The organism is Nostoc foliaceum FACHB-393 (genome assembly GCF_014698505.1).
Classification (GTDB): domain Bacteria; phylum Cyanobacteriota; class Cyanobacteriia; order Cyanobacteriales; family Nostocaceae; genus Nostoc; species Nostoc foliaceum_A.
In genome coordinates this window covers 126,106-148,357 of record NZ_JACJTD010000003.1, presented here as the reverse complement: position 1 = coordinate 148,357, position 22,252 = coordinate 126,106, and the positions used below count along the sequence as shown (strand labels likewise).

Genomic DNA, 22,252 nt, shown 5'->3' with positions numbered 1-22,252 from the left:
TTGCTAGGCGATTGTTAAAAATAGCGCAAGTTACCAGTTAAATCAAATATTGCACCCAAGCTTTTAAGGGTTCTGGTGAACCATACCAAATCCCAGGACTTCTCGGAGAATGCTTCACACCTTCAATCACCAGATTTTCTGCGCCTTCTAAGTGAGCAGCTTCAATGGGCGTGATTCCATCTCCCCAAGTGTTGCCCTTACCACAAGTTAATTGGTAACTACTGTAAGCTAACCAACTACCAGTCCGCCTTTGCCCAAAGATAGTTTTGCCAGCTACACAAACGTAACGAACGTTTTTGTAAAAAGCTCCTGGGTAGTTATTGGTCACAAAATCTAGATTGGAGCGAGTCCAGCGTTCTTGACTAATATGGGGTGTACCCAAGGTTATGAGAGTAGCAATCAAGGGATACGCTTTCCAGAGGGATGGTTTAACGTTACCTCCTGCCAAATAAGGCTTTTCTCCCATGTAGATACGGGATATCCAACCTCCTGCTGAGTGACCAATCAAGTTAACTTGAGTAGCATTATGTTGCAGCAATGTATGCTTGATCGTAAGATCGAGTTGTTGCAGAATTGGCGTTATAGGTCTTCCTCCAATAGTGGGTAGCCAGTCACGCCGTCGCAGTGGTACTGTAACCGTTGGAAAATCTAACTCTTGTAGGGATTGTTCTAGTTGGCGGTAAGCGATCGCGCTTTCTAGATATCCAGGTACAATAACTGTCGGTAACGGCATTTTAAATTTTGGTTGCAATGATTTAGGGTTTGAACTTTTTTGGCGAAGAAGTAGTCAGAAGTTAAAAGTTAAAATTGCGATCGCATGACTGACTCCTTTTATAAAAACCCAAATAGCTTTAGCGGGGTTTAAGGCTAGAATGTCAATAAAATTGTACAATTTGCAACAGTTTTAGGGACTGCTAATGTGGTAGTATTTTCACATAGGGGCTAGTCTAGTAAAAGCAAGTGTGCCATCTGTTACAGAAGCGTAGTTGACTGAAAAACAGTAGAAAAAACAAGGAAACTTCAGCAGACGTTGTGATGCGCTCAGACTTGTGTGTTCACCGAAACTTTAGAAATATCCCAGATATTAATCTTAGTTGTGTGCGTCATAACAATAAGAAATCAAAAGTAGTAATTTTTCAAATATCTCTTTAGTAAGCTCAAATTTAGAACACATGATACAGCGTCATTGATCAATTAAAGAGTGAAATAAGTAGCAATTTTGGCGTTTTAATTGCCAGGATATGAAGTTATTATTTCCTTAGAGGGACGCATATATTGCAAGATATTGCAATATAGTCAAAAAGAGAAAATCGCTAGTCAACTGCAACTGAGCCGAGTGAACGATAACAGCTATGTCTTACGTCTCCCTGTTTAAAAATATACCAGAAATCTTAAGCCAGCCAATTGGGATAGCAGCTATAGCTTCTCTTGGCATTCACGGTGCGATCGCAATGATTGTGCCATTGATGCCTATGGATTCTAGCAAACCCAGAGATACAGAATCATCCAAAACCGTCGGACTTTTGGAATTGAGCCAAGCCGACCAAAGCCGTTTGCCGCAAAGCACGCCCCAAGTTGGTTTACAACAACTTCCTCCAATAGCGCCACTTTCTGCTCCCAACTTTAGTGCCCAAACTGGATTAGCTCCATTGGCACCACCGTCATCCAGCCAGTTAGTAATGCCTCCGTTACCCGCATCATTGAATAACTATCGGGTGTCTTCCTTGCCTACAAGGCAGTCTTTGCGGATGATTCCTAGTGATAATTTGCGATTTGATGCCTCTAAATTTGACAGTTCTAAATTCAATAACAGCGCCAAATTCTCTCCATCAGTTCCTCGTGTGAATGTCACTGACACCAAATACGAGGCACCTAAGCCGCTGGCTATAAATAGATTGCCAGAATTGCAGTCGCAGAAAATACCCGATGATATTCTGCAAAATACCCAACCGCCAAATCTATCTGACACTAGCCCCATTACAACAGCACAGCGAAATACGACTCCACAGATGACGCAAGCAGGGAATGATGCGTCTAGAATTGCTCAAAACCCGCTGATAAATTCTTTAAAACAAACTCCAAGGACTGGGGATAGCTTAAGCCTAATTAGGGACACCACGCTCAAGACACCCGATTCATCTGTGAAAGGAACTGAACTGGCAATTGCACAGCTAGACTCTTACGCAAACCTGAGAAAAGAAGTCCAGCAACAATACCCCAACGCTGAACAAAAACCAGTCATCCGCCAAACATTACCCACCGATAAACCGAATCTTGAAGGCTCTGTTTTGGGTGTATTAGTGGTAGATCCTGATGGTAAGGTCTTAGATATCAAGTTTCAAGACAAGTTAGTTTCCCGTGAATTGCAATTAGAAGCAAGGGAATACTTTAACAAGCAATCCCCCAAGGGAGATAAACAGATTAGTTCCTATCCATTTAACTTACGTTTCCAAAACAGCACTAGCAACAGCACTGGGACTACTCAATTATCTGCACCGGGAATCAATAACAATCAGCTTACCCCTTCACCAGCAGCTACTTCTAAACCATTTCCTGAACTGCGAATCAGAAATAACCAGTCCACGCCTTCATCGACAGGTACTCTTAAGCCATTAACTGCACCAGGAGTCAATGGCAATCAGCCTGAGTTATCACCGGCAGCTACTCCCAAACCATTATCTGAACTGCGCATCAGAAATAACCAGCCTGCGTCCTTACCGACAGGTACTCTCAAACCATTAACTGCACCGGGAGTCAATAGCAATCAACCTACGCCCTCACCAGCTGTTACTTCTAAACCATTCTCTGAACTGCAAATCAGAAATAACCAGCTTACGCCTTCATCGACAGCTACTACTCCTGAACCGTTAGTTCTGCCGAGAGTCAATAAGACTCAGCCTACACCCTCTACTGAATCGGATGGAAAATTAGTAGAACGGTTGCGTGAAGTGAAGGAAAATAGACAAAAGTCTAATCCAGAAAAATAATCACCAGCGGCTGATTTTGGATTAAGAACAAGCTAAAAGCTATGAATGATAAAGATTCTGAATTTATCATTCATCTTTAAAATATCGTTTTTAGCAGTTGACGAACTGGCTATAGCTAGTTCGTCAGATATAACTAAATTTGAAGTTGATTAGAAGATTATACCTAATAAATACACTTAGGTATTTCCAACAATAAAATTCTCCAATCTTGTGAGGTGGGTGTCTAACCCGCCTTTAATTACTGGCGAGACACTTACCCCACAAGAAGTATAGGGTACAGCTACTTTACCAGCCTTGTTCTGCATTCTGAAAAACGTAAGCAGCTACCTCCAGAATCTCCTCAGAAGTTAACTTGCTTTTAAAGGCAGGCATGGCATTTTTACCATTTTGCACTTGGTGGATAATCGCCTCGATTGAGTCGCTATTATAATTTTCTAGGTACTTTGATAATGCTTCCTTTTTCAAGGTTTTCTGGCTAATGAGGATATTACCGCCACCTATATGGCAAGAAGCGCAGTTAGCCTCGAAAATTTTAGCGCCATTGGAGATTTCGGCAGCTAGTGCTGGACTAATGAATGTCAATTTGAATAAAGCGATCGCTAAAAGTAGGATTAATAAAAGTATTCTCAACAGAATTTCCTCGCAACAAGCCTCCAGCAAGAGTATAAACGCGATTAATGCCTGATTAAGTCAAATTTGATCAAAATTGGCGGTAACGAGTTCACCCCTCTATCGCTACAGGTTACTTAGCGTCTTAGGGGAGGATAGGACTCGTTACCGCCATTTATCCATTGTGTGCGTCACTCTAGGAGTGTGACATGTTGAGATGAGCTAATTTCACTGATAAATCATCTTGTGCCAACGGCGAGGTTTCTAGCCTTCAACAGTGATTGTACCAACCATGCCAGCACCACGGTGGGGTTCGCAGTAGAAGGTGTAGTCACCAGCAGGTGCGTCTGCGGGGAAGGTGGTTGTTTCCTTTTGACCAGCACTCATTAGCAAATTCTTATGAGACAGGGATTTTGCTAAAGCGGCATCCTTGGCGGGGTTTTTGGCAGCATCAAACACAACATTATGGGGAGGAACTTTATTGTTCACCCATTCAATTGTGTCACCTGGTTTAATTGTCAACTTTTTCGGTTCAAATGCCAGCATTCCTTTATCGCTACCCAATTTCACCTTGTAGGTTTCAGCCGAAGCACTGGGAGTAAAAACAGCAAAGCTGCTAACAACTAAAAGGATTGTTAACACAGCTAAACTAAGGCGTCGCAAGCTTGCGGATATCAATTTCATCGCTCTCTCCTAACAAACAATTTTTTTTCCTTTCTCATTTTAAATAAAATCAACGCCAAATATGACAATCTGTCATAGATACATTTTTTTTTTAAGAATGGGAAGCAATTTATTGAGAAAAGCTCTGCAATCAGTAATAAATACTAGACTGCTATAGACCAAGAAGCCTGTGAATAGAGGTAATCGGTAAAATTATAGATTTTTATTTTTCTTGAGGAATATCTTAATTTTTCAAAAATTTTCCGTGCCCCAACCAGGAGCCTGTTGTGCTGCTGCGAAACGAAAGCAGCTAAATTTTGCTAAAAACTAGGCATTGGGGGCTAGGAATTAGGGACTGATTTCTTTCCAATCCCTAATCCCCAGCACCCAGTACCCAATACCCAGTACTAATTCCAGGATTTAGTAATAGATTTTTCCGCCTCCCCACTTAGTGCCAACGATTTTGGGTTGTAAGAGAATATGGCCGGCGATCGCCTCCAAGTCATCATCTGTCAGATTTCGCATTGCTGTGAAAATATCTGCGCTTTTGATACTGGGGTGTATTTCGGAAATCTCTTCTTCCCCGTCGTAAGTAGTGGGATTTTTCAGGTAATCCACTAAGCCTTCAATGTTATTACGGTTGGGTGTTGCCAGTGCCAGATCATCTGGAGTGAGTCCCACGTTCTGGTTTACCTTGGTAACTCCCCCAGCATGACATTGGGCGCAAGCGTAATTAAATAAGCGTTTACCTTCTTTGACTTGTTTTAGGCTAAGTACGACGGTATCACCTTGAGCATTTAATGGCACTGTTCGGGTAGCTTCGTCCAGTTCCACTGCTGTCGCGCTACCGACAAACAACTGAAACGAGAGTAAAACAGTGGCCATAACAACGCCAATTAGTCTTCTAAACATGTTTCCCCTTAAAAATTTTGACGCTCAACACAGCTAAGAAAGCGGTTCTCAATCTCCAAACTGCTAATTGCTAATGACTCATTGTTTTTTGTCATTAGCTATCAGTGATTAGCTAAAGCCCAAGATCACCCTTCAGATGACCTCGTTATCACCCACCAAGTCACTAGTACCTTTTGGGCGTGTTTCAGATGATATTTGGGAAATAATTGCCTTTGCATCTTCTAACGCCAAACGGGTCTTTTGGTGTTTGTAGGCGATTCCCAGTTGGTTGCACAGAGAAAACACTTTTTCTACAGGAATGCTGTAGTCGGCTGCTATCTCTGCGATCGATAGGTCTGCAAAACCCATAATGCTTGTTAACTGATAGATAGAGATTGAGTCGCTGTAATACCAATATCACGTTAGGAGTGCAATTTGTTGCCCAAAATACTGTTTGGGGAATGGGAGGGGAAAAGAGGGTAGGGGGAGTAGGGGGAGCAGGGGAAGCAAGGGAAGAATTTTTAACTAATGACTAATGACTATTAACCTTTTCCCCCGGTAAAGGTGACGCTTTGAATAAAGTAACGATTAAAAAAGGCGTAAATGGCTAAAGCTGGCAGGGTAAAGACCATAGAAGCCGCCATAATGTAGTTCCAATAACTGATGTATTGACCTTTGAAGGTGTTCAGCCCCAAAGGGAGGGTAAACATTTCTGGGTCAAATAGGATAACTATAGGCAGTAAAAAATTATTCCAACTTCCCATGAACACAAAAACTGCCTGCGCTGCCAGTGCTGGTTTTGCTAAAGGTAAGACAATATGTCGAAAAATTCCAACGGTATTTAAGCCATCCAGTTGAGCTGCTTCTTCTAGTTCTTTAGGAAAATTAACGAAAAATTGCCGCATCATAAAGATAAAAGTGGCATTAACCATGCTGGGCACAATCATTCCTTGATAAGAATTCAGCCAACCGATCGCTTTCAAAATCAAAAATGTAGGAATTAGGGTGATTTGCGTCGGTACTGCCAGCACAGCCAAAATTAGGAAGAACCAGAAGCGCTTACCCACAAAGCGCAGTCTTGCCAAGGCATAACCAGCCATTGAATTTAACAACAAGTTTAAAAGCGTAACGCTGACGGCGATCGCCACACTGTTGAACAACCAGCGCCAAAACAGCGGTTCTTGGAGAAAGATTTGTCTGTAGTTATCGAAAGTAAAATTCTTGGGGAGAAAATTGGGTTCACCACCGACAATCTCTGTTAGCGGCTTAAATGATGCTGAAAGTGCCCAGAGAAAGGGAATTAGGGTGACGATCGCATAGAGTGTCAGCAAGACGTATAACAAGACTTTGAGCCAGGATAAGCCAGAGATGTTAGTCAAATCCGTTCGCCTCCAAAAAGTCGCTGCTGAATTAAAGTGATGGCAATGATTACTGCTGCTAACAAAAATGCGATCGCAGCTGCATATCCCATTTGTAAATTCCGAAACACAGCTTGGTAAATTAGCAGCACCACAGTTAAGGTAGCGTTGTTTGGCCCGCCAGTACCCCCAGAAAAGATGTAAGACTGGTCAAAAAGTTGAAAAGTCCCAATCACCCCCACTGCTACCACAAAGAAGGTTACAGGCTTAAGCAAGGGAAGAGTAATGTGGATAAATTGCTGCCACCCATTTGCGCCATCGAGTTCCGCCGCCTCATAAAGTGTTTGGGGTATATCTTGCAACGCCGCTAGATAAATCACCATGAAAAATGGTGCGGTTGACCAAATGTTCATGATCATAATGCCTTTGAGCGCAACTGCTGGATCACCCAACCAGTTATATGTCGGTAGCCCCACAAACGCGAGAAAATCGTTTAGTAGCCCATCGGTGTTATAAATCCACATGAAGATGAGTGTTAGCACTGCTGAAGAAGTGACTGTCGGCAAAAAATAGAGGATACGCCACCAGTTTTTACCACGAATCCCTGAATTCAGAGTTACCGCCAGAATTAAAGCCAGGATAGTTTGAGTTGGCACAACAATGGCTACATATTCTGCTGTGTTTCTCAAAGCAATCCAAACTCGTTCATCTTCAGCTAATCGTGTGAAGTTCCGAAAACCGATGAACTCGTACTCAATACCGCCAAGAAGTTGAACTTTTTGCAAGGAAAGAAAAACGGCGTAGAGAATGGGTAAGACTACGAAAGTCCCTAAAACTAAAATGGTGGGCATCATGAACATATACCCAGCCAAGTTTTCTGTGATATTCCACCTGGGGTTACTCCGCCGCCTGCTGATTTCAAACACTATTGAACCTCCATCTAATCCCGCACTAACCCGGCTGTAGCGATGGGTAGTGCATGATTATTTATCGTACTTCGTCCTCTGAACTTGGAACTTTGACCTCAGAACTCGGAACTCCATGCTTTGAACTTGGAATTTCGACCTCAGAACTCAGAACTTCGTGCTTTGAACTCGGAACTTCGACTTCAGAACTCAGAACTTTGTGCTTTGAACTTGGAACTTCGACCTCAGAACTCGGAACTTCGTGCTTTGAACTTGGAATTTCGACCTCAGAACTCAGAACTTCGTGCTTTGAACTCGGAACTTCGACCTCAGAACTCGGAACTTCGTGCTTTGAACTCGGAACTTCGACCTCAGAACTCAGAACTTCGTGCTTTGAACTTGGAACTTCGACCTCAGAACTCAAAACTTCGTGCTTTGAACTCGGAATTGCCAAAATTTCAAAATAATTGAAGAGTTAAGTTAAACGAATGTGAGAGTAAGAAATAGGACAATTTTTAATTAGACTTCTTGCATAAGTCGGGAAAAGGGAAAGGGGGAAGGGGAAAAGGTTCTGTATTGTCCCCTTCCCCTTTAACCTTTAACCTTTTCCCCAAGAGTGCAAAAAGCACTTTTGCAAGAGGTCTATTGCTTAATCCATTGCTTTAATCTGCTGATTAGCTTCATTCTCTGCCTTCAGCATCGCCTGCTTTAATGGTTGTTGTCCCAACAAGGCACTGACAAATTGATTCTCAAAGTTATTCACGATCGCAGCTGGATACTGACCTACCTGCCACGGTGTAGCATAATCTACTCCCGCCACTAATGGCGATCGCAATGGATCTTGGTCGTAACCCAAATTCTTTGCCACTGATTTCCGGGTTGGCAAAGCAAACCCTGTTCCTGTCCACTTCTGCATTCCTTCTTTACCTGTGAGATAAGAAATTAACTCCCAGGCTTCGGCTTTGTGTTGTGCTTGCTTATTCATTACGTAGGCAACTGTAAACACCATCGTGCCTTTTTTGTCATTAATAGTAGGCACTGGTGCAGTAGCAAACTCTACTTGGGGAAAGGTTTCAGTTAAGTAGGGAATTGCCCAGTTACCTTCAATTACCATTGCCACTTTACTCTGACCAAACATTTCACTACCTGAGTTTGTCCCTACATCAGATTTTTGGGCTGAGGAGCGGTCTTTTTGATACTGGTCTACCACCAACTCTAAACCCTGTAATCCTGCCTCACTGGCAAAGGTAGCATAACCATTTTGATCAACGAGTTGCCCACCAAAGGCTTTAATTTTATAAGCTTGACGCGCCAATTCTGGAATTTCTCCAAAGCCGTATCTATTAAGTTTGCCTGTCAATTGCTTCGAGTAGTTACGTAGTTCATCCCAAGTAGCCGGCGGATTACTCAACCCTGCGGCGGCGAAGGCTTTTTTGTTATAAAACAGAGCAAGGGTGGAATAGTCTTTGGGAAGACCATAAATCTGGTTCTGGTATTTGAAACTGTCGAGTAGGGTATGCTCGAAGTCCGCTAGGTCAAATTCGGGGGTGATATAACTTTCTAACGGTTCCAGGACATTTTGACTCATCAAGAAAGGAGCTTCTAGGGCATCCAGATAAAAGACATCGGGCGCAGCTTCCCCAACTAAACGAGTTTTGATTACATCCATGTATTGGTCAGAAATTACCTCATATTTGACCTTAATAGTTGGATGTTGTGCTTCAAAGTCTTGCAGTACCTGCCTCAAAAGTTTTTGCTCAACAGGAGAGCCTCCCCATCCACTGAGCTTAATGGTGACTGCGGTAGATGCTAACGGTTTGCTTGGTAATTGTAGGCTTTGACAAGCAATAATAGCGATCGCGATCGCCATCACCAATCCCAAAAAATTAAATAATTTTTTCTTGATCACAGACAAATAATAGTTTCTTTCTTCTTACTTATACCTTCTGTTGCTAAGGAGTGAAATTTTACTTATTTGAAATTTTTGTTGAGAATTGCAAGCTAAAATAACGAAAAATTATCAGAAATGCTAAAAAAGCATACTGAGTTCCTTTGCAACCGGATTACTCCCAGAATGCTTTACTTATAAACATACATTATGGATTTTGTTCAGGTTGAAACAACTGCGCCACTGACTCTGGAAATTCCCCAGATTGCTTTACCATCAACAGCACTTTCTCCAACCTCTCGAATTCCCAAGGATAGTATTCGCACTAGTTTAAAAGCCTCCACTGCGGATTCTGTCTTAGCAGCGGTTTACTCCCTTGGAACTGGCGGAATTTTACTCAGCAATTTCTTAGTGGAATTGGGTGCTAGTCCAGTGGTATTTGGGATGCTGTGCTCTATCCCGATGTTGGTCAATCTTATTCAGCCGTTGGGTGCTTACTTATCTGAACGTAGTACCAGCCGCTTTCAATATTCTCTTCGGACACACGGAATTGGTCGACTGCTATGGCTGGTTCTAGTAATTGGTATTGTAGGCGTAAGCTGGGGAGCGCTTAATACTCATCAGTTAGTTATATTGACACTCTTGATTGTTCTATTCAGCAGTCTTTTGGGAGGACTAGGAGCGGCATCGTGGCTAAGTTGGGTAGCAATGATAGTTCCCCGGCGATTGCGAGGCAGGTATTTTGGTATACGCAATAGTGCTGCTAGTCTCACCAATTTGGTTTGCGTACCAATAGCTGGACTCGTTGTATCACATTGGTATGGTGGAAGTCTCCAAGGTTATGGGGTGGTTCTGCTGGTAGGTATAGTGTTTGGGATTGTGGGATTGGGGTGTCAATATTTTCAGGTGGATGTGAATCCGCGGTCGCAAAACACTTATTATGGCAAGTTCACTCAAACAGATGAGATTCAATCAGAGGTTGCAAAAGATGAATTTTGTAGTGTACCTACTCCACAAAACCAATTAGAGAGCAATATCTGGAAAAACTCTAACTTTTTGAGATTTCTGCTGTATTTAAGTTTCTGGACGCTTGCTGTTAACCTCAGCAGTCCTTTTTTTAACCTCTATATGCTCGACACACTGGATTTGGATGTGAGCTACGTGACTATCTACAACAGCCTTCAGGCGGGGGCGACTTTGCTAATGCTGATCCTGTGGGGAAAATTAGCAGACAAGATAGGCAATCGTCCCATCCTCATCTGTATTGGAATTTTGGTTGCAGCCACACCACTGCTGTGGCTGGGGATTGGTGTTAATCGCCTTGACATCTGGTTATGGTTACCGCTGTTACACATCTTGATTGGAGGTACTTGGGCGGCGATTGACTTGTGCAACAACAATATACAATTAGCGATCGCACCAATTAAAAATCAGTCTATCTATTTTGCGATCGCAGCTGCCGTTGCTGGAGCGAGTGGTGCTTTAGGCATAACCATAGGCAGCTTTATAGTTCAATTTGCTCAGTTTGGAGGCTTGCTGGGGTTGTTTGCCCTCTCTAGTCTATTTCGACTAACAGCACTTGTCCCACTCATGTTTCTTCAAGAGCCAGGCAGAGGTTAGGGATTGAAAAGTGAGAAGTTAGAAGTTAAGAGTGAGGAGTTATGAATTTTTCACTCATAACTCCTCACTTCCTAACTCTTCACTTTTGACTTTTGACTATTCTGCGGCGGTAGAAGTCAAGGACATTGTTTCCCACAACACCATATGAGGTGTTGTTAGTACAGGCTGGTGTAGGGCTATCAGCTGGGTTAGGGTGTTCTTTAATTGGGTACGGGGTACGATATCATCAACAAAACCATGCAGGAGCAAATCTTCAGCAGTCTGAAAATCATCAGGTAGTTTTTCCCGCAGGGTTTGCTCAATCACTCGCCGACCGGCAAAACCGATGGTTGCCTTGGGTTCTGCCAAAATAATATCGCCCAACATTGCAAAACTTGCGGTAACGCCGCCTGTTGTGGGATTGGTCAAAACCGGAATATATAATAGTCGAGCGTCTTTATGGCGCTGTAGGGCTGCGGAGATTTTCGCCATCTGCATCAGGGAGAGCATTCCTTCTTGCATTCTCGCGCCTCCGGAGGTGCAGACAATAACTACAGGATACCGCCGTTGAGTGGCTTGCTCAATCATGCGGGTAAGTCTTTCTCCCACAACCGAACCCATGCTACCACCCATGAAGCGGAAGTCCATAACCCCAAGGGCAATGGGTAAACCATTAATTTGACCTAAACCAGTTTTAACTGCGTCTATTAAGCCAATTTTCTCTTGCATTTCCCGCAGGCGATCGCTGTAGAGTTTGCGATCGCGAAATTCCAACGGATCGGTTGGACGCAAATGCTCGTCTAGCGGTTTCCAAGTATTATGATCTATCAATTGACGGATGCGCTCATCGCTATCTACCCGATTGTGATGACCACATTCGGCACAAACCATCTGATTGGCTTTCAGGTCTTTTGTATATGCCAAGACACTGCACTTAGAACATTTATGCCATAGCCCATCAGCAATTTCACGCTCTTGGCGTTCGAGACTGGTAGATCCTGATTTCCGTCGATTGGCAAACCAATCAAATAGAGACTTTAAACCGCGTGATTCTTCGTTGTTAGCCATTTTTTATTTTATTTTAAGTGGGTATGAGGTCGAAAACATATCAAGCCGTATCGGGTTGTCTTTAGCCTTTTGCCATTTGTCTTTATTAATGAAAAAAGGCTACATCGTCAAACTACGCTTTTAAGCAATTCAGACCTTAATTTTCATCTTTGGTTGCCAGCTTAACGAAAATACTTATGCCAATACAAGTCTCTTGCTCTTTTTTCAGCAGACTTAATTATATGGACGTACTGACAAAGCCATGAGAATACCAACCTCCAAATAAGATGCTTTCCCCCTCCTACCCAAATCAATTATTCGTATTGCTAGGTTATGAGCAATCAGCATCTGTTGCACTAGTTGTGCTTGCCAACGGTTAATCGTCGTTAAGAGGGTAATACAAGTCACAAGCTGAATATTATCAAAATATGAAGGGTAGATGGGGTAATGTTGGTTACAGTCACGAATTATAAATATTTCTTATGAAATCACATTTGGGTTAGAGAAGAGGTAACAGGGAACAATCTGTGCTCTGTAACCTGTACCCCATTCCCTTTTTTTGTGCTCAGTTTAAGACGCTGGAAAAAATAACCGCAGGTAGCTAGACAAAATGGCTTCGCCACTAAACAGAGTAATCACAGATCCTAAAGCCAGAAAAGGGCCAAAAGGCATCTTTTGTCCTAACCTTGGTAGCGATGTCTTTTGACTGGCGGTTTTGCGTCTACCCATAATGAGACTGCTGCCAACTAACGCTCCCAGGAAACAAGCAATAAAACTAGCCAAGAGCAAATATTTCCACCCTAACCAGGCTCCCATCATGGCTGCTAACTTGGCATCACCCGCACCCATTGCAGCTTTACCAAAGGCAATTGAACCCAATAGGGCGATCGCATCAAACAGCCATAAACCCAATACTGCGCCAACTATCGCCATCATCAGGTGATTTACCAATACCACGGAACTAGCCTCTGGTAAAAAACCAACCACCATTTGAAATAAAATCCCGACCACTAAACCCGACTGAGTAAGTGGATTGGGTAAGGTCATTGTATCTAGGTCGATAAGCGATAGTGCCAATAACCAACTACAAAAAGCCCAATAGCCTATTGTTAAAGTCGAAACTTGAAATACCAAAAAAACTAGTAAAAAAATTATGCCCGTTACCCCTTCTACCACAGGATAACGGACAGAAATTTTGCTTTTGCAATATCGACACCGCCCTCTTAACGAAATCCAACCAAATACTGGTACATTGTCGTAAGCTTTTAGCTGGTTTAAGCAGTGGGGACAACGAGAGGGCGGCCAAAGAATTGACAACCCAGCAGGTAGCCGGTAAACAATAACGTTGATAAAACTGCCAATAGATGCACCCAAAGCAAAGACCATTACACTCGCCGGAACGGCGAACAAAATGTCCATACAGTCATTTGTCCTTTGTCATTTCTTCTGTGTCATTTGTCGTTTATCTTTTGTCCTTTGTCGAGAACTAATGACTAATGACCAATGATCAATGACTAATACATGTGCGATTCAATTTGACTCAACGGCACAAAACATTCTTGAGGTAAAAGAACTGGTTGGTTAGTAAAAATAACCTTACCTCGATGAGTCACACGATTAATTGCTACACCGGAAGATTGCCCAGCTATTTCGGGATGTACTTCACAGTGAGTATAGTATATCTGCCCAGCGGCTCTGATTAGGGCGGGATCAATCAAAGGCGATTGGATCTTTGGGGCGGTAAAATTTGCTTGACCTTGTCGTAATGCGTACACTATCGACTGTTATTTGATTGCTAGATTTCCCTTTAGTCTACCCGAAACTTATGGCAAAGGTTGCCAAATTGCCCAAGTTGCATTATTTATTATTTTCCTTCAAGAGCTAAAATCAGTGCATCGCCCATAGCGCGGCAACCTAAGAGGTTTTTGCCTGGAGAAATTATATCCCCGGTGCGATCGCCTTGTTCTAAAACTTGCAATACGGCTTGTTCGATGTGATCTGCCGCTTTTGGTTGATCTAAACCGTAGCGCAACATCATCGCCGCACTCAAAACCTGTGCTAGAGGATTTGCTTTATCAAGTCCGGCAATATCTGGGGCGGAACCATGAACTGGTTCAAATACACCAGGTCCAGAAGCGCCCAAACTAGCTGAGGGTAACATCCCAATGCTACCTGTGAGCATAGCAGCAGCATCAGAAAGAATATCACCAAACAAATTGCCTGTAACTATGGTGTCGAATTGCTTGGGAGCGCGTACCAACTGCATAGCTGCATTATCTACATATAAATGAGAGAGTTCGATATCTGGATATTCCGTACTAAGTTGGGTGATGCGATCGCGCCACAACTGCGATACTTCTAATACATTCGCCTTATCTACCGAACAGAGTTTCCGACCGCGTTTTTTAGCCGCTTCAAACGCCACTCGCCCAATACGTTCAATTTCCGACTCGGTGTAAACCATTGTATTTACACCGCGTTTTTCACCAGTTTCTGTGGCAAAAATCCCTTTGGGTTTACCGAAGTAAATCCCACCAGTGAGTTCGCGCACCACCATAATATCCACGCCTTCGACAACTTCGCGCTTCAAAGTCGAAGCATCAATTAACTGGGGCAAAATTTTCGCTGGGCGCAAATTGGCAAATAATCCTAAACCTGCACGTAATCCTAACAAACCTGCTTCTGGGCGTAAATTGGATGGCAGAGAATCCCACTTATAGCCACCAATGGCGGCGAGTAATACAGCATCACTGTTACGGCAAGTCTCTAGAGTGGCAGATGGTAGGGGTTCACCTGTGGCATCAATTGCTGCACCACCGATGAGGGCTTCTTGGAATTCAAACTTCAGATCAAATTGCTTCCCTACGACTTTCAGCACATCTACCGCCACTGCCATAATTTCAGGGCCAATGCCATCGCCGGGGAGTAGAGTAATGCGGTAGTTCTGGGTCATAGCTGATTATTACTAGGTAAATGCTTACAGATCAAATATCATACCTAGCAAAATGTACCGTTGGAGTTTTTAATTTATTTATATGATGCCCCTTGTACTTTTAGGGCAGGTAAGATGCCTACCCCACCAGAAACTATTTATATTCGTCCAAAAATTTCCAGACATTCTTCGATAACACTTTGCTTTTTACTGCGTAACACACCAAAAATTAAAAAAAAGTATCCATAGGAGATTTTTATTTAATTTATTGTATGTTTATTGTGTTTAATAATTCACAAACAAAAAAATAAAAAATTATGGATTTCAGACAAATTAGCGTAGTTGCTAGTCAACTTTTAACTCAGTTTGGGCTGAAAGTTCTAGGTGCGATCGCTCTGTGGCTGATTGCTCAACGCTTGATTGATTTTGGATTGAAGCTAGCCCGACGTGCTTTCCGAAGCCAACACGTTGATCCGACACTCATTAACTATCTTCTGAATATCATTGGCGTTACGTTGAGAATTGTTCTAGTTGTGGCAATTCTCGGCTTCTTTGGGGTTGAAACAACTTCCTTTGCTGCATTGCTAGCAGGAGCCGGCATTGCAATTGGTGCAGCATGGGGAGGACTACTAGCAAACTTTGCAGCCGGAGCATTTTTAATCGTTTTTCGACCATTTAAAGTTGGTGATTTCATTACGACAGCAGGTGTCACAGGTACTGTTACAGAACTTGGGCTGTTCACAACTAGTATTAATACACCTGATAACGTATTGACGATTGTTGCCAATAATAAAATCTTTGCTGACAATATCCAGAATTATTCTGCCAATCCTTACCGTCGGGTTGATTTGGTAGCTCAACTCCATCATGATGTGAGACATAACGAAGCGATCGCACTTTTGAAAGCGAAAATTAGCCAAATTCCTAATGTCCTTCAAAATCCAGCACCGGATGTAGAAATTCAGGATTTCAACTTTGCAGGGCCTGTACTAGCAGTACGTCCTTATTGCAATAATGACCATTACTGGCAGGTTTATTTCGACACTAATAAAGCTATCCGTGAAACCTTTAGCGAAGCTGGATATCCAATTCCCGAATACCGTTATACAGTTAACGGTTCATCTGGTAATGGGATTAATAACGCCATCCCACCACTATCCGAAATAACTTGATAGTAGAGTAAAAAGTCAAGGTTTTATTTGCAAAGATTTGCTAAATAGCAGAATAAGAATTAATAAGTAGTTAAGGCTTATGCCTTAACTACTTTTTGATGTCGCCAATTTCCTTATAGTCAGTTTCAATTTCCGAAACCAGACTGACAATAGCTGTAGAAAAAGGTTAGGTTAACTGTTAATCACAAGCCGCACCCCAGCAGCGATGGTAAAAGAATTAGCAATTTGTACCCGTGGACTAACTAAGCAATTTGACCGCCATGTTGCTGTCAATGATGTTGATTTAGAAATCCAGGCGGGAGAAGTATACGGACTGATTGGGCCGAATGGCGCGGGTAAAACAACTCTCATCCGAATGTTGGCAACTGCTGAGGAACCAACTACGGGTGAGATTTATATTAATGGCGATCGCCTACTCCGTGACAAGAGTAATCCCAAGCTTAAGCGTCGTCTAGGCTACTTACCCGATGACTACCCACTGTATGAGGATTTGACAGTCTGGGATTACCTAGATTATTTTGCGCGTCTCTATCGTTTACGAGAACCACGCCGCACTCAACGCTTACATGAAGTTTTAGAACTAATCCAACTTGGTAATAAACGCAATAGTCGCATTTCTACTCTGTCGCGGGGGATGAAACAGCGCTTAAGTTTAGCGCGAACCATTATCCACGAACCGATTTTACTACTACTAGATGAGCCTGTTTCTGGGCTTGATCCCATCGCCAGGATGCACTTCCGCGAAATCATCAAGGCTTTACAAGAAGCTGGGATGACTGTAATCATTTCTTCCCACGTTCTCAGTGATTTAGCTGAACTGTGTACTTCTGTAGGAATTATGGAACTTGGCTTTTTGGTAGAAAGTACCTCTTTACAACAACTTTATCAACGTCTTGCCCACCAGCAAATTGTGATATCAACTCTGGGGAACCTAGAAGCACTATTAAGGGAATTGAAACATCATCATTTAGTAGAAGAGTGGGAGGTGATGCCAGGAAAAAACAGTATAAGGGTGAATTTTTCGGGCAAAGATGAAGATAGTGCTGAGTTGTTGCGATCGCTCATTAAAACAGGCATTCCTCTGACTGATTTTCACTGCATACAAGAAGACTTAGAAACTATTTTCTTAAAATTAGGTCACAAGCAAGCATCTTGATTCGTCAATAAATATCACTCCCCACTTTTGGAGAATTTTTTGCTATGATTCTCAATTTAATAGACAAAATTGGCGATTGGAATCCGCAACTATTGCGGGAACTCAAAGGACGGCTGAAATTTTTTAATGTAGCGATCGCAGTTGCAACATCCTTATTACTGCAACTGGTAGTTTTTTTATATCAGTTCCGCGATTTCCCTGGTGATGAATACTCTCTTACTGGCGAATACTGTCGTTTGCGTAAAGTATATGAATGGCGGCAAAAAGAGATTTACCAACAATCATCTCCATCTAAAATTAATGATTTCAATGATTTAATCTCAAATAATTTTTGCCCACAAAATGAAATTGATTGGCAGTTGTGGTGGCGAGACCATTGGGAATATATATTCCTAGCGTTTAGTGTAATTTTTGTATTTACACTATTAGTTGCAGGGACTTATTTATTAATCAACGACTTAGCCAAAGAAGAAACTCGCGGTACGCTGAATTTTATCCGTCTCAGTCCCCAATCAGAAACAAGTATATTGACTGGCAAATTGCTAGGAGTCCCGAGTTTAATTTATCTCGTTATCTTAGCAGCAATTCCTTTACATTTGTGGGCTGGGCGTTCTGCCAAAATTGCCTTTAGTTACATTTTGAGTTACTACGCAATTCTTGCTGCTAGCTGTATTTTATTCTACAGTGCTGCATTACTCTTTGGCTTAGTTAGTCGTTGGTTCAGCGGTTTTCAGCCTTGGTTAGGTAGTGGTGCAGTATTGCTTTTTTTGTTCACAACGATGGTACTGGCATCGTCTTATAACAACAATTTAAATAATTCAACTGCTTGGTTCAGACTCTATAGTCCTTGGGATGTAACAAATTATCTTTTTCCTAATTTGTTCAATCTATCTAATGGTTATCCCCTGAAAAACTGGCAGTTTTTCTATTTACCATTAGGGGCAAGTGTTATTAGTATTGTTGGTTTCCACTTACTTAACTTTGGATTGTGCAGTTATGGGATTTCGCAAGCTCTTAAACGTTGCTTTCGTAATCCTGAAGGCTCAATAATCAGCAAAAAGCAAAGTTATTTATTAGTAGCTTTTTGCCAGTTCATGATGTGGGGATTTGCTCTACAAGTTGGTAAAAATAACGAAAGATGGGTTGAACAGGTTGGGGAAAATTATATTTTACTGGTACTTTACAACTTGGCGTTAATTTTAAGTTTAATTGCGGTTCTTTCTCCTCACCGCCAAGATGTACAAGATTGGGCAAGATATAGACATCAAGGATTTTCTAGCCACAAGAATGTATGGCAGGAGCTAATTTGGGCTGAAAAAAGCCCTGCACTCGTAGCGATCGCAATTAATCTTACAATTGTTACTATCCCTTGGCTAGTTTGGATTTCATTTACATCTGTTTTTGATGCGAACGATGGCCAAAATTTGCTGAGTAACGATATTGGCAGGTTTAAAGTACTTTTAGCTATAGCTTTGTCTATCAGCTTAATGATGATTTATGCTACCGTCGCTCAATTGATACTTTTGCTCAAAACTCCCAAACGTTCTTTCTGGGCAATAGGTACTATAGGTGCAATCACGTTCCTACCACCGATGATTCTAGAAGTTATCGGCATCTCCTCGTGGAAATATCCTAATGTATGGCTGTTTTCAACTTTTCCTTGGGCAGCTATAGAATACGCTGGGACGACAACAATTTTTATGGCACTCCTCGCTGAGTTGAGTGTTCTAGCTTTGTTAAACTTCCAGTTAACAAGGCAGGTGAGATTAGCAGGTGAATCTGCTACGAAAGCATTATTGGCAGGACGTTAGGTAAGTAGTTATCTCTAAATTTAGAACCCCGATTTTTCAAAGTAATCGGGGTTATTCTTTTTCATGAATGATTTAGGACTGCTATATTATCTATTATTTACTTACATAATCTGTTCAATTTTTAATCTTTTTAAGTATCACTACAATCAGAAAATCATGTTAAATAACCGTACTCACGACCTACGCCACACAGCCATTCAGTTTTTAGAGCAAAGTCCTCCACAGCGTCTGCAAATTCTTAAACAATTGGGTATAGCTCGTTATGACTTTTTAACCAAAATACGGTTAAATGAAGCAAATATCATTTGTATGATGCGATTTTTTAAATATCCAAGTCAGCTAAAATTTCCTAATCTTATAGGAGCAGATTTATCTGGTTTAATTTTAGATGGCGTAAATTTCATCCGAGGAAACTTATCAGGAGCAAATTTACAAGGTAGCAGTTTAGTCAATGCAGACCTCTTATTTGCAAATTTTACGAAAGCCGACTTGAGAAATGCCGATTTACGAGGTACAACTTTGAACGAGACTATTTGGTTAGAGACACTAGTAGATAAGTGTCAGCTTGGAGTAGGTACTGGTTTAAATCATCTGCAACGTCAAGATTTACAACTACGGGGTGCTAGATTTAATTTTTGAGAAGATGGTAATTAAAACACACAAAATTATAAAATTATTTAATTGAGATTGACCTGGATAAATTAATGAGTATTAAGTTGCCCCAAAAATTGATGTTGCTGGGTTCAGGAGAACTAGGAAAAGAATTTGCGATCGCGGCTCAACGTCTTGGTAATTATGTGGTTGCAGTTGACCGCTATGCCAATGCTCCGGCGATGCAAGTTGCTGATGCTTATGAAGTTATTTCTATGCTCAGTGCTGATGATTTAGAAGCTGTAGTGACGAAACACCAGCCAGACATTATTATACCAGAAATTGAAGCAATTAGAACAGAAAAACTGCTCGAATTTGAACAGCGAGGAATTACTGTTATACCGACTGCGGCTGCTACTAACTATACAATGAACCGCGACAGAATTCGGGAACTGGCACATCAAGAATTAGGCATCAGAACGGCTAAATATGGTTATGCAACAACTCTAGAAGAATTGATTGCAGTTTCTGATGAAATTGGGTTTGGTAATGTTGTTAAACCTGTGATGTCATCTTCTGGTAAAGGTCAGTCTGTAGTGCAAGATAAGAGTGAAGTTGAGAAGGCTTGGAATTATGCGATCGCTAATTCTAGAGGAGACAGTCAAAAGGTCATAGTAGAAGAATTTATTAATTTTGAAATTGAGATAACTTTACTGACAATTAAACAGTGGAATGCACCGACAATTTTTTGTTCTCCTATTGGTCATCGCCAAGAAAGAGGCGATTATCAAGAATCGTGGCAACCTGCACTAATTTCTGAAGACAAAATATTAAAAGCTCAAGAAATAGCCATAAAAGTCACTGATGCATTAGGAGGAGCCGGAATTTTTGGCGTTGAGTTTTTCATTACTAAAGATGAAGTGATTTTTTCTGAACTTTCTCCCAGACCTCACGATACGGGAATGGTGACATTAATCTCACAAAATCTCAATGAATTTGAACTACATCTGCGAGCTATATTAGACTTGCCAATTCCTCATATAGAACAGCTAGGAGCATCAGCTAGTGCAGTAATTTTAGCCTCACAAAAATCTGATTCTATTGCTTTTAGTGGTGTAGCTGATGCTTTGTCAGAAAAAGATGTAGATATTAAATTATTCGGTAAACCTAGTGCCCATCCATATCGGCGAATGGGCGTAGCTTTAGCGAAAGGTATTAATGTACAAGAGGCTAGGGAAAAAGCTACGAAAGCTGCAAGTAAAATTCAAATCATCTAGCTCTGTTAACTAAGTTGACTTACATCTTGTACCAGAACACCGAACTACTAGAAGTCGCACCTATATAAGCGAGGTCTACCTAATTTCTTTTGTGTAATTGACCATGTGTCCATGTCAATTTCCTATGTTGGCATCAATCAGAACCGAGAGCGCACTTTGAGCAAATGTTGCTCCGTTCGGTGACTGTTCGATTGTTGCCATTAAGCTGGCCCCTCCAATCAGCAGAAGGTACTGTTGCGAAAAGAATTCTGGATTTTTAACGCCTGCATCAGCCGCCAAGCGCACAATAATTTGTCGAATTGACTCACGTAGGTCTACCGAAACCTGATGTGCTTTATGAGAGGCATCGGCAATTTCCAAAACAGCATTGATGAACGGACAACCCCGAAAATTGGGGCTTGAGTACCACTCACGCAACACATCAAACGTTCCTAATAAGCGTTCTTTGGGTGTAATGCCTCGCTCTGAAACTGCATCCTCAAACCAGCATAACCACTGGATAGCACGATATTTCATCACTTCCTCGATTAATAAGTCTTTGGAAGGAAACCAACGGTAAAGCGTCCGTTTAGCAACACCTGAGGCTGCAATGACTTCATTAATACCGACATGCTGAATTCCCTTCTGGTAGAAGAGTTCAGAAGCCGTTTCCAGGATTTGTTGCCGAGCGTGACTTGATTCAGTAGTCATAGTTAAATGAGTAGACAATCTTGTCTCCTTTGAAATACAATAGCACTAACTTTTAGTAGACAAACTTGTCTACTTTTTTGTACATTTGAGGCAACAATCAATGGAATTTACCATTTACACGATTGATACCGCGCCTGAAGACTCTAAAGCAGCATTAGTTCACGCACAACAAACGTTTGGGTTTATTCCAAATTTAGAGGGAGTTTTCGCCCAAGCACCTGCGTTGCTCAAAGGTTCAATGACACTATGGGATTTGTTTACTACGACAAGTTTCAGCCCAATTGAACAGCAAATCATTTATTTGACTGTGAATTATGAACACGAGTGTCACTACTGCATGGCAGCCCATTCCGGCTTGGCAAAGATGATGGGTATGAAGAGTGAAGATATTCAAGCACTACGTGATAATACACCACTCAAAGAGCCAAAATTGCAAGCACTGCGCTGTTTTACGCAACGAATAGTTCAAGCACGGGGTTGGGTTGAAGATGCTGAAATTCAGGAATTTTTAGCAGTTGGTTATGGTAAGCAACAAGTACTAGAAGTAATTTTGGGCATAGCAATTAAAGTGATGCACAACTACACAAACCACATTGCTAAAACGCCTCTTGATAAACCATTTCAGCCATACATTTGGTCAAAGCCTGGAATCGAGAGCGTCAATAGTATTTGACGG

Annotated in this window: 23 protein-coding genes; 9 read left to right on the top strand and 14 right to left on the bottom strand. The window is 41.8% G+C overall.

Features of this window, described 5'->3' with window-relative positions; translation table 11 throughout:
- Positions 1-37: 37 nt before the first annotated feature.
- Positions 38-733, bottom strand: a complete 696-nt coding sequence (locus tag H6G92_RS04040) for an esterase/lipase family protein (RefSeq protein WP_190891041.1) — start codon at positions 731-733, stop codon at positions 38-40.
- 619 nt (positions 734-1,352) lie between these two features.
- Here H6G92_RS04040 and H6G92_RS04035 point away from each other — a divergent pair.
- The gene (locus tag H6G92_RS04035) at positions 1,353-2,987 is read left to right on the top strand and encodes a hypothetical protein (protein WP_190891039.1); all 1,635 of its coding nucleotides are present in this window, start codon (positions 1,353-1,355) and stop codon (positions 2,985-2,987) included.
- Between the two features lie 285 nt (positions 2,988-3,272).
- Here H6G92_RS04035 and petJ read toward each other — a convergent pair whose 3' ends face one another.
- The 6 genes from petJ to H6G92_RS04005 form a co-directional block, all read right to left on the bottom strand.
- Entirely contained in the window at positions 3,273-3,617 is a 345-nt protein-coding gene (gene petJ / locus H6G92_RS04030; protein WP_190891037.1) for a cytochrome c6 PetJ, read from the bottom strand.
- A 243-nt stretch (positions 3,618-3,860) separates the two neighbouring features.
- A complete protein-coding gene (gene petE / locus H6G92_RS04025; RefSeq protein ID WP_190891035.1) occupies positions 3,861-4,280 on the bottom strand; it encodes a plastocyanin in 420 nt (139 codons plus the stop codon).
- Positions 4,281-4,679: 399 nt separating this feature from the next.
- Positions 4,680-5,171, bottom strand: coding sequence for a photosystem II cytochrome c-550 (gene psbV / locus H6G92_RS04020; protein WP_190891032.1), 492 nt, complete (start codon positions 5,169-5,171; stop codon positions 4,680-4,682).
- A gap of 132 nt (positions 5,172-5,303) precedes the next feature.
- Entirely contained in the window at positions 5,304-5,519 is a 216-nt protein-coding gene (locus H6G92_RS04015; protein ID WP_190891030.1) for a hypothetical protein, read from the bottom strand.
- A gap of 173 nt (positions 5,520-5,692) precedes the next feature.
- Complete coding sequence (locus tag H6G92_RS04010) at positions 5,693-6,529, bottom strand: carbohydrate ABC transporter permease (protein ID WP_190891027.1); 837 nt, start codon at positions 6,527-6,529, stop codon at positions 5,693-5,695.
- The gene (locus tag H6G92_RS04005) at positions 6,526-7,434 is read right to left on the bottom strand and encodes a carbohydrate ABC transporter permease (RefSeq protein ID WP_190891025.1); all 909 of its coding nucleotides are present in this window, start codon (positions 7,432-7,434) and stop codon (positions 6,526-6,528) included. The genes H6G92_RS04010 and H6G92_RS04005 overlap by 4 nt, the downstream gene beginning before the upstream one ends.
- A 120-nt stretch (positions 7,435-7,554) precedes the next feature.
- On the opposite strand from H6G92_RS04005, the gene H6G92_RS04000 reads away from it, so the two are divergent.
- The gene (locus tag H6G92_RS04000) at positions 7,555-7,884 is read left to right on the top strand and encodes a hypothetical protein (RefSeq protein ID WP_190891022.1); all 330 of its coding nucleotides are present in this window, start codon (positions 7,555-7,557) and stop codon (positions 7,882-7,884) included.
- 178 nt (positions 7,885-8,062) lie between these two features.
- On the opposite strand, the gene H6G92_RS03995 is transcribed toward H6G92_RS04000, so the two are convergent.
- Entirely contained in the window at positions 8,063-9,283 is a 1,221-nt protein-coding gene (locus H6G92_RS03995; RefSeq protein ID WP_190891466.1) for an ABC transporter substrate-binding protein, read from the bottom strand.
- A gap of 228 nt (positions 9,284-9,511) precedes the next feature.
- Here H6G92_RS03995 and H6G92_RS03990 point away from each other — a divergent pair, with 228 nt between their 5' ends.
- A complete protein-coding gene (locus H6G92_RS03990) occupies positions 9,512-10,921 on the top strand; it encodes an MFS transporter (protein ID WP_190891020.1) in 1,410 nt (469 codons plus the stop codon).
- 96 nt (positions 10,922-11,017) lie between these two features.
- Here H6G92_RS03990 and accD read toward each other — a convergent pair whose 3' ends face one another.
- The 5 genes from accD to leuB all read right to left on the bottom strand — a co-directional run bounded on the left by accD (position 11,018) and on the right by leuB (position 14,900).
- Entirely contained in the window at positions 11,018-11,968 is a 951-nt protein-coding gene (gene accD / locus H6G92_RS03985) for an acetyl-CoA carboxylase, carboxyltransferase subunit beta (RefSeq protein WP_190891018.1), read from the bottom strand.
- Positions 11,969-12,181: 213 nt separating this feature from the next.
- Complete coding sequence (locus H6G92_RS03980) at positions 12,182-12,355, bottom strand: hypothetical protein (RefSeq protein WP_190891015.1); 174 nt, start codon at positions 12,353-12,355, stop codon at positions 12,182-12,184.
- Between the two features lie 162 nt (positions 12,356-12,517).
- The gene (locus tag H6G92_RS03975; RefSeq protein ID WP_190891013.1) at positions 12,518-13,366 is read right to left on the bottom strand and encodes a prepilin peptidase; all 849 of its coding nucleotides are present in this window, start codon (positions 13,364-13,366) and stop codon (positions 12,518-12,520) included.
- Between the two features lie 95 nt (positions 13,367-13,461).
- Entirely contained in the window at positions 13,462-13,722 is a 261-nt protein-coding gene (locus H6G92_RS03970) for a hypothetical protein (RefSeq protein WP_190891010.1), read from the bottom strand.
- Positions 13,723-13,811: 89 nt separating this feature from the next.
- Positions 13,812-14,900 carry a 3-isopropylmalate dehydrogenase gene (gene leuB / locus H6G92_RS03965; protein WP_190891008.1) on the bottom strand — a complete coding sequence of 363 codons (1,089 nt, stop codon included), beginning with the start codon at positions 14,898-14,900 and terminating at the stop codon, positions 13,812-13,814.
- 296 nt (positions 14,901-15,196) lie between these two features.
- Between leuB and H6G92_RS03960 the strand changes: the two genes are divergently transcribed.
- The 5 genes from H6G92_RS03960 (at position 15,197) to purT (ending at position 20,886) form a co-directional block, all read left to right on the top strand.
- Complete coding sequence (locus H6G92_RS03960; RefSeq protein WP_190891006.1) at positions 15,197-16,051, top strand: mechanosensitive ion channel family protein; 855 nt, start codon at positions 15,197-15,199, stop codon at positions 16,049-16,051.
- A gap of 205 nt (positions 16,052-16,256) precedes the next feature.
- The gene (locus H6G92_RS03955) at positions 16,257-17,207 is read left to right on the top strand and encodes an ABC transporter ATP-binding protein (protein ID WP_190891003.1); all 951 of its coding nucleotides are present in this window, start codon (positions 16,257-16,259) and stop codon (positions 17,205-17,207) included.
- 44 nt (positions 17,208-17,251) lie between these two features.
- On the top strand, positions 17,252-19,018 hold the full coding sequence (locus tag H6G92_RS03950) for an ABC transporter permease subunit (RefSeq protein WP_190891000.1): 1,767 nt from the start codon (positions 17,252-17,254) through the stop codon (positions 19,016-19,018).
- Positions 19,019-19,174: 156 nt separating this feature from the next.
- A complete protein-coding gene (locus H6G92_RS03945; protein WP_190890997.1) occupies positions 19,175-19,657 on the top strand; it encodes a pentapeptide repeat-containing protein in 483 nt (160 codons plus the stop codon).
- A gap of 65 nt (positions 19,658-19,722) precedes the next feature.
- Positions 19,723-20,886, top strand: a complete 1,164-nt coding sequence (purT, locus tag H6G92_RS03940; RefSeq protein WP_190890995.1) for a formate-dependent phosphoribosylglycinamide formyltransferase — start codon at positions 19,723-19,725, stop codon at positions 20,884-20,886.
- Positions 20,887-21,000: 114 nt separating this feature from the next.
- Here purT and H6G92_RS03935 read toward each other — a convergent pair whose 3' ends face one another.
- The gene (locus H6G92_RS03935) at positions 21,001-21,576 is read right to left on the bottom strand and encodes a TetR/AcrR family transcriptional regulator (protein WP_190890993.1); all 576 of its coding nucleotides are present in this window, start codon (positions 21,574-21,576) and stop codon (positions 21,001-21,003) included.
- Between the two features lie 100 nt (positions 21,577-21,676).
- Between H6G92_RS03935 and H6G92_RS03930 the strand changes: the two genes are divergently transcribed.
- Positions 21,677-22,249, top strand: a complete 573-nt coding sequence (locus H6G92_RS03930) for a carboxymuconolactone decarboxylase family protein (protein WP_190890990.1) — start codon at positions 21,677-21,679, stop codon at positions 22,247-22,249.
- The last annotated feature ends 3 nt before the right edge of the window (positions 22,250-22,252 follow it).

What these genes read in the sequence shown, in the direction of transcription:
- H6G92_RS03975 (WP_190891013.1), bottom strand. Translation starts at nt 13,366, where the DNA reads ATGGACATTTTGTTCGCCGTTCCGGCGAGTGTAATGGTCTTTGCTTTG.
- H6G92_RS03960 (WP_190891006.1), top strand. Translation starts at nt 15,197, where the DNA reads ATGGATTTCAGACAAATTAGCGTAGTTGCTAGTCAACTTTTAACTCAG.
- psbV (WP_190891032.1), bottom strand. Translation starts at nt 5,171, where the DNA reads ATGTTTAGAAGACTAATTGGCGTTGTTATGGCCACTGTTTTACTCTCG.
- purT (WP_190890995.1), top strand. Translation starts at nt 19,723, where the DNA reads ATGAGTATTAAGTTGCCCCAAAAATTGATGTTGCTGGGTTCAGGAGAA.
- H6G92_RS03955 (WP_190891003.1), top strand. Translation starts at nt 16,257, where the DNA reads ATGGTAAAAGAATTAGCAATTTGTACCCGTGGACTAACTAAGCAATTT.
- H6G92_RS04040 (WP_190891041.1), bottom strand. Translation starts at nt 733, where the DNA reads ATGCCGTTACCGACAGTTATTGTACCTGGATATCTAGAAAGCGCGATC.
- H6G92_RS03950 (WP_190891000.1), top strand. Translation starts at nt 17,252, where the DNA reads ATGATTCTCAATTTAATAGACAAAATTGGCGATTGGAATCCGCAACTA.
- H6G92_RS03935 (WP_190890993.1), bottom strand. Translation starts at nt 21,576, where the DNA reads ATGACTACTGAATCAAGTCACGCTCGGCAACAAATCCTGGAAACGGCT.
- H6G92_RS03930 (WP_190890990.1), top strand. Translation starts at nt 21,677, where the DNA reads ATGGAATTTACCATTTACACGATTGATACCGCGCCTGAAGACTCTAAA.
- H6G92_RS03995 (WP_190891466.1), bottom strand. Translation starts at nt 9,283, where the DNA reads ATGGCGATCGCGATCGCTATTATTGCTTGTCAAAGCCTACAATTACCA.
- H6G92_RS04015 (WP_190891030.1), bottom strand. Translation starts at nt 5,519, where the DNA reads ATGGGTTTTGCAGACCTATCGATCGCAGAGATAGCAGCCGACTACAGC.
- H6G92_RS03990 (WP_190891020.1), top strand. Translation starts at nt 9,512, where the DNA reads ATGGATTTTGTTCAGGTTGAAACAACTGCGCCACTGACTCTGGAAATT.
- accD (WP_190891018.1), bottom strand. Translation starts at nt 11,968, where the DNA reads ATGGCTAACAACGAAGAATCACGCGGTTTAAAGTCTCTATTTGATTGG.
- leuB (WP_190891008.1), bottom strand. Translation starts at nt 14,900, where the DNA reads ATGACCCAGAACTACCGCATTACTCTACTCCCCGGCGATGGCATTGGC.
- H6G92_RS03945 (WP_190890997.1), top strand. Translation starts at nt 19,175, where the DNA reads ATGTTAAATAACCGTACTCACGACCTACGCCACACAGCCATTCAGTTT.
- petE (WP_190891035.1), bottom strand. Translation starts at nt 4,280, where the DNA reads ATGAAATTGATATCCGCAAGCTTGCGACGCCTTAGTTTAGCTGTGTTA.
- H6G92_RS04035 (WP_190891039.1), top strand. Translation starts at nt 1,353, where the DNA reads ATGTCTTACGTCTCCCTGTTTAAAAATATACCAGAAATCTTAAGCCAG.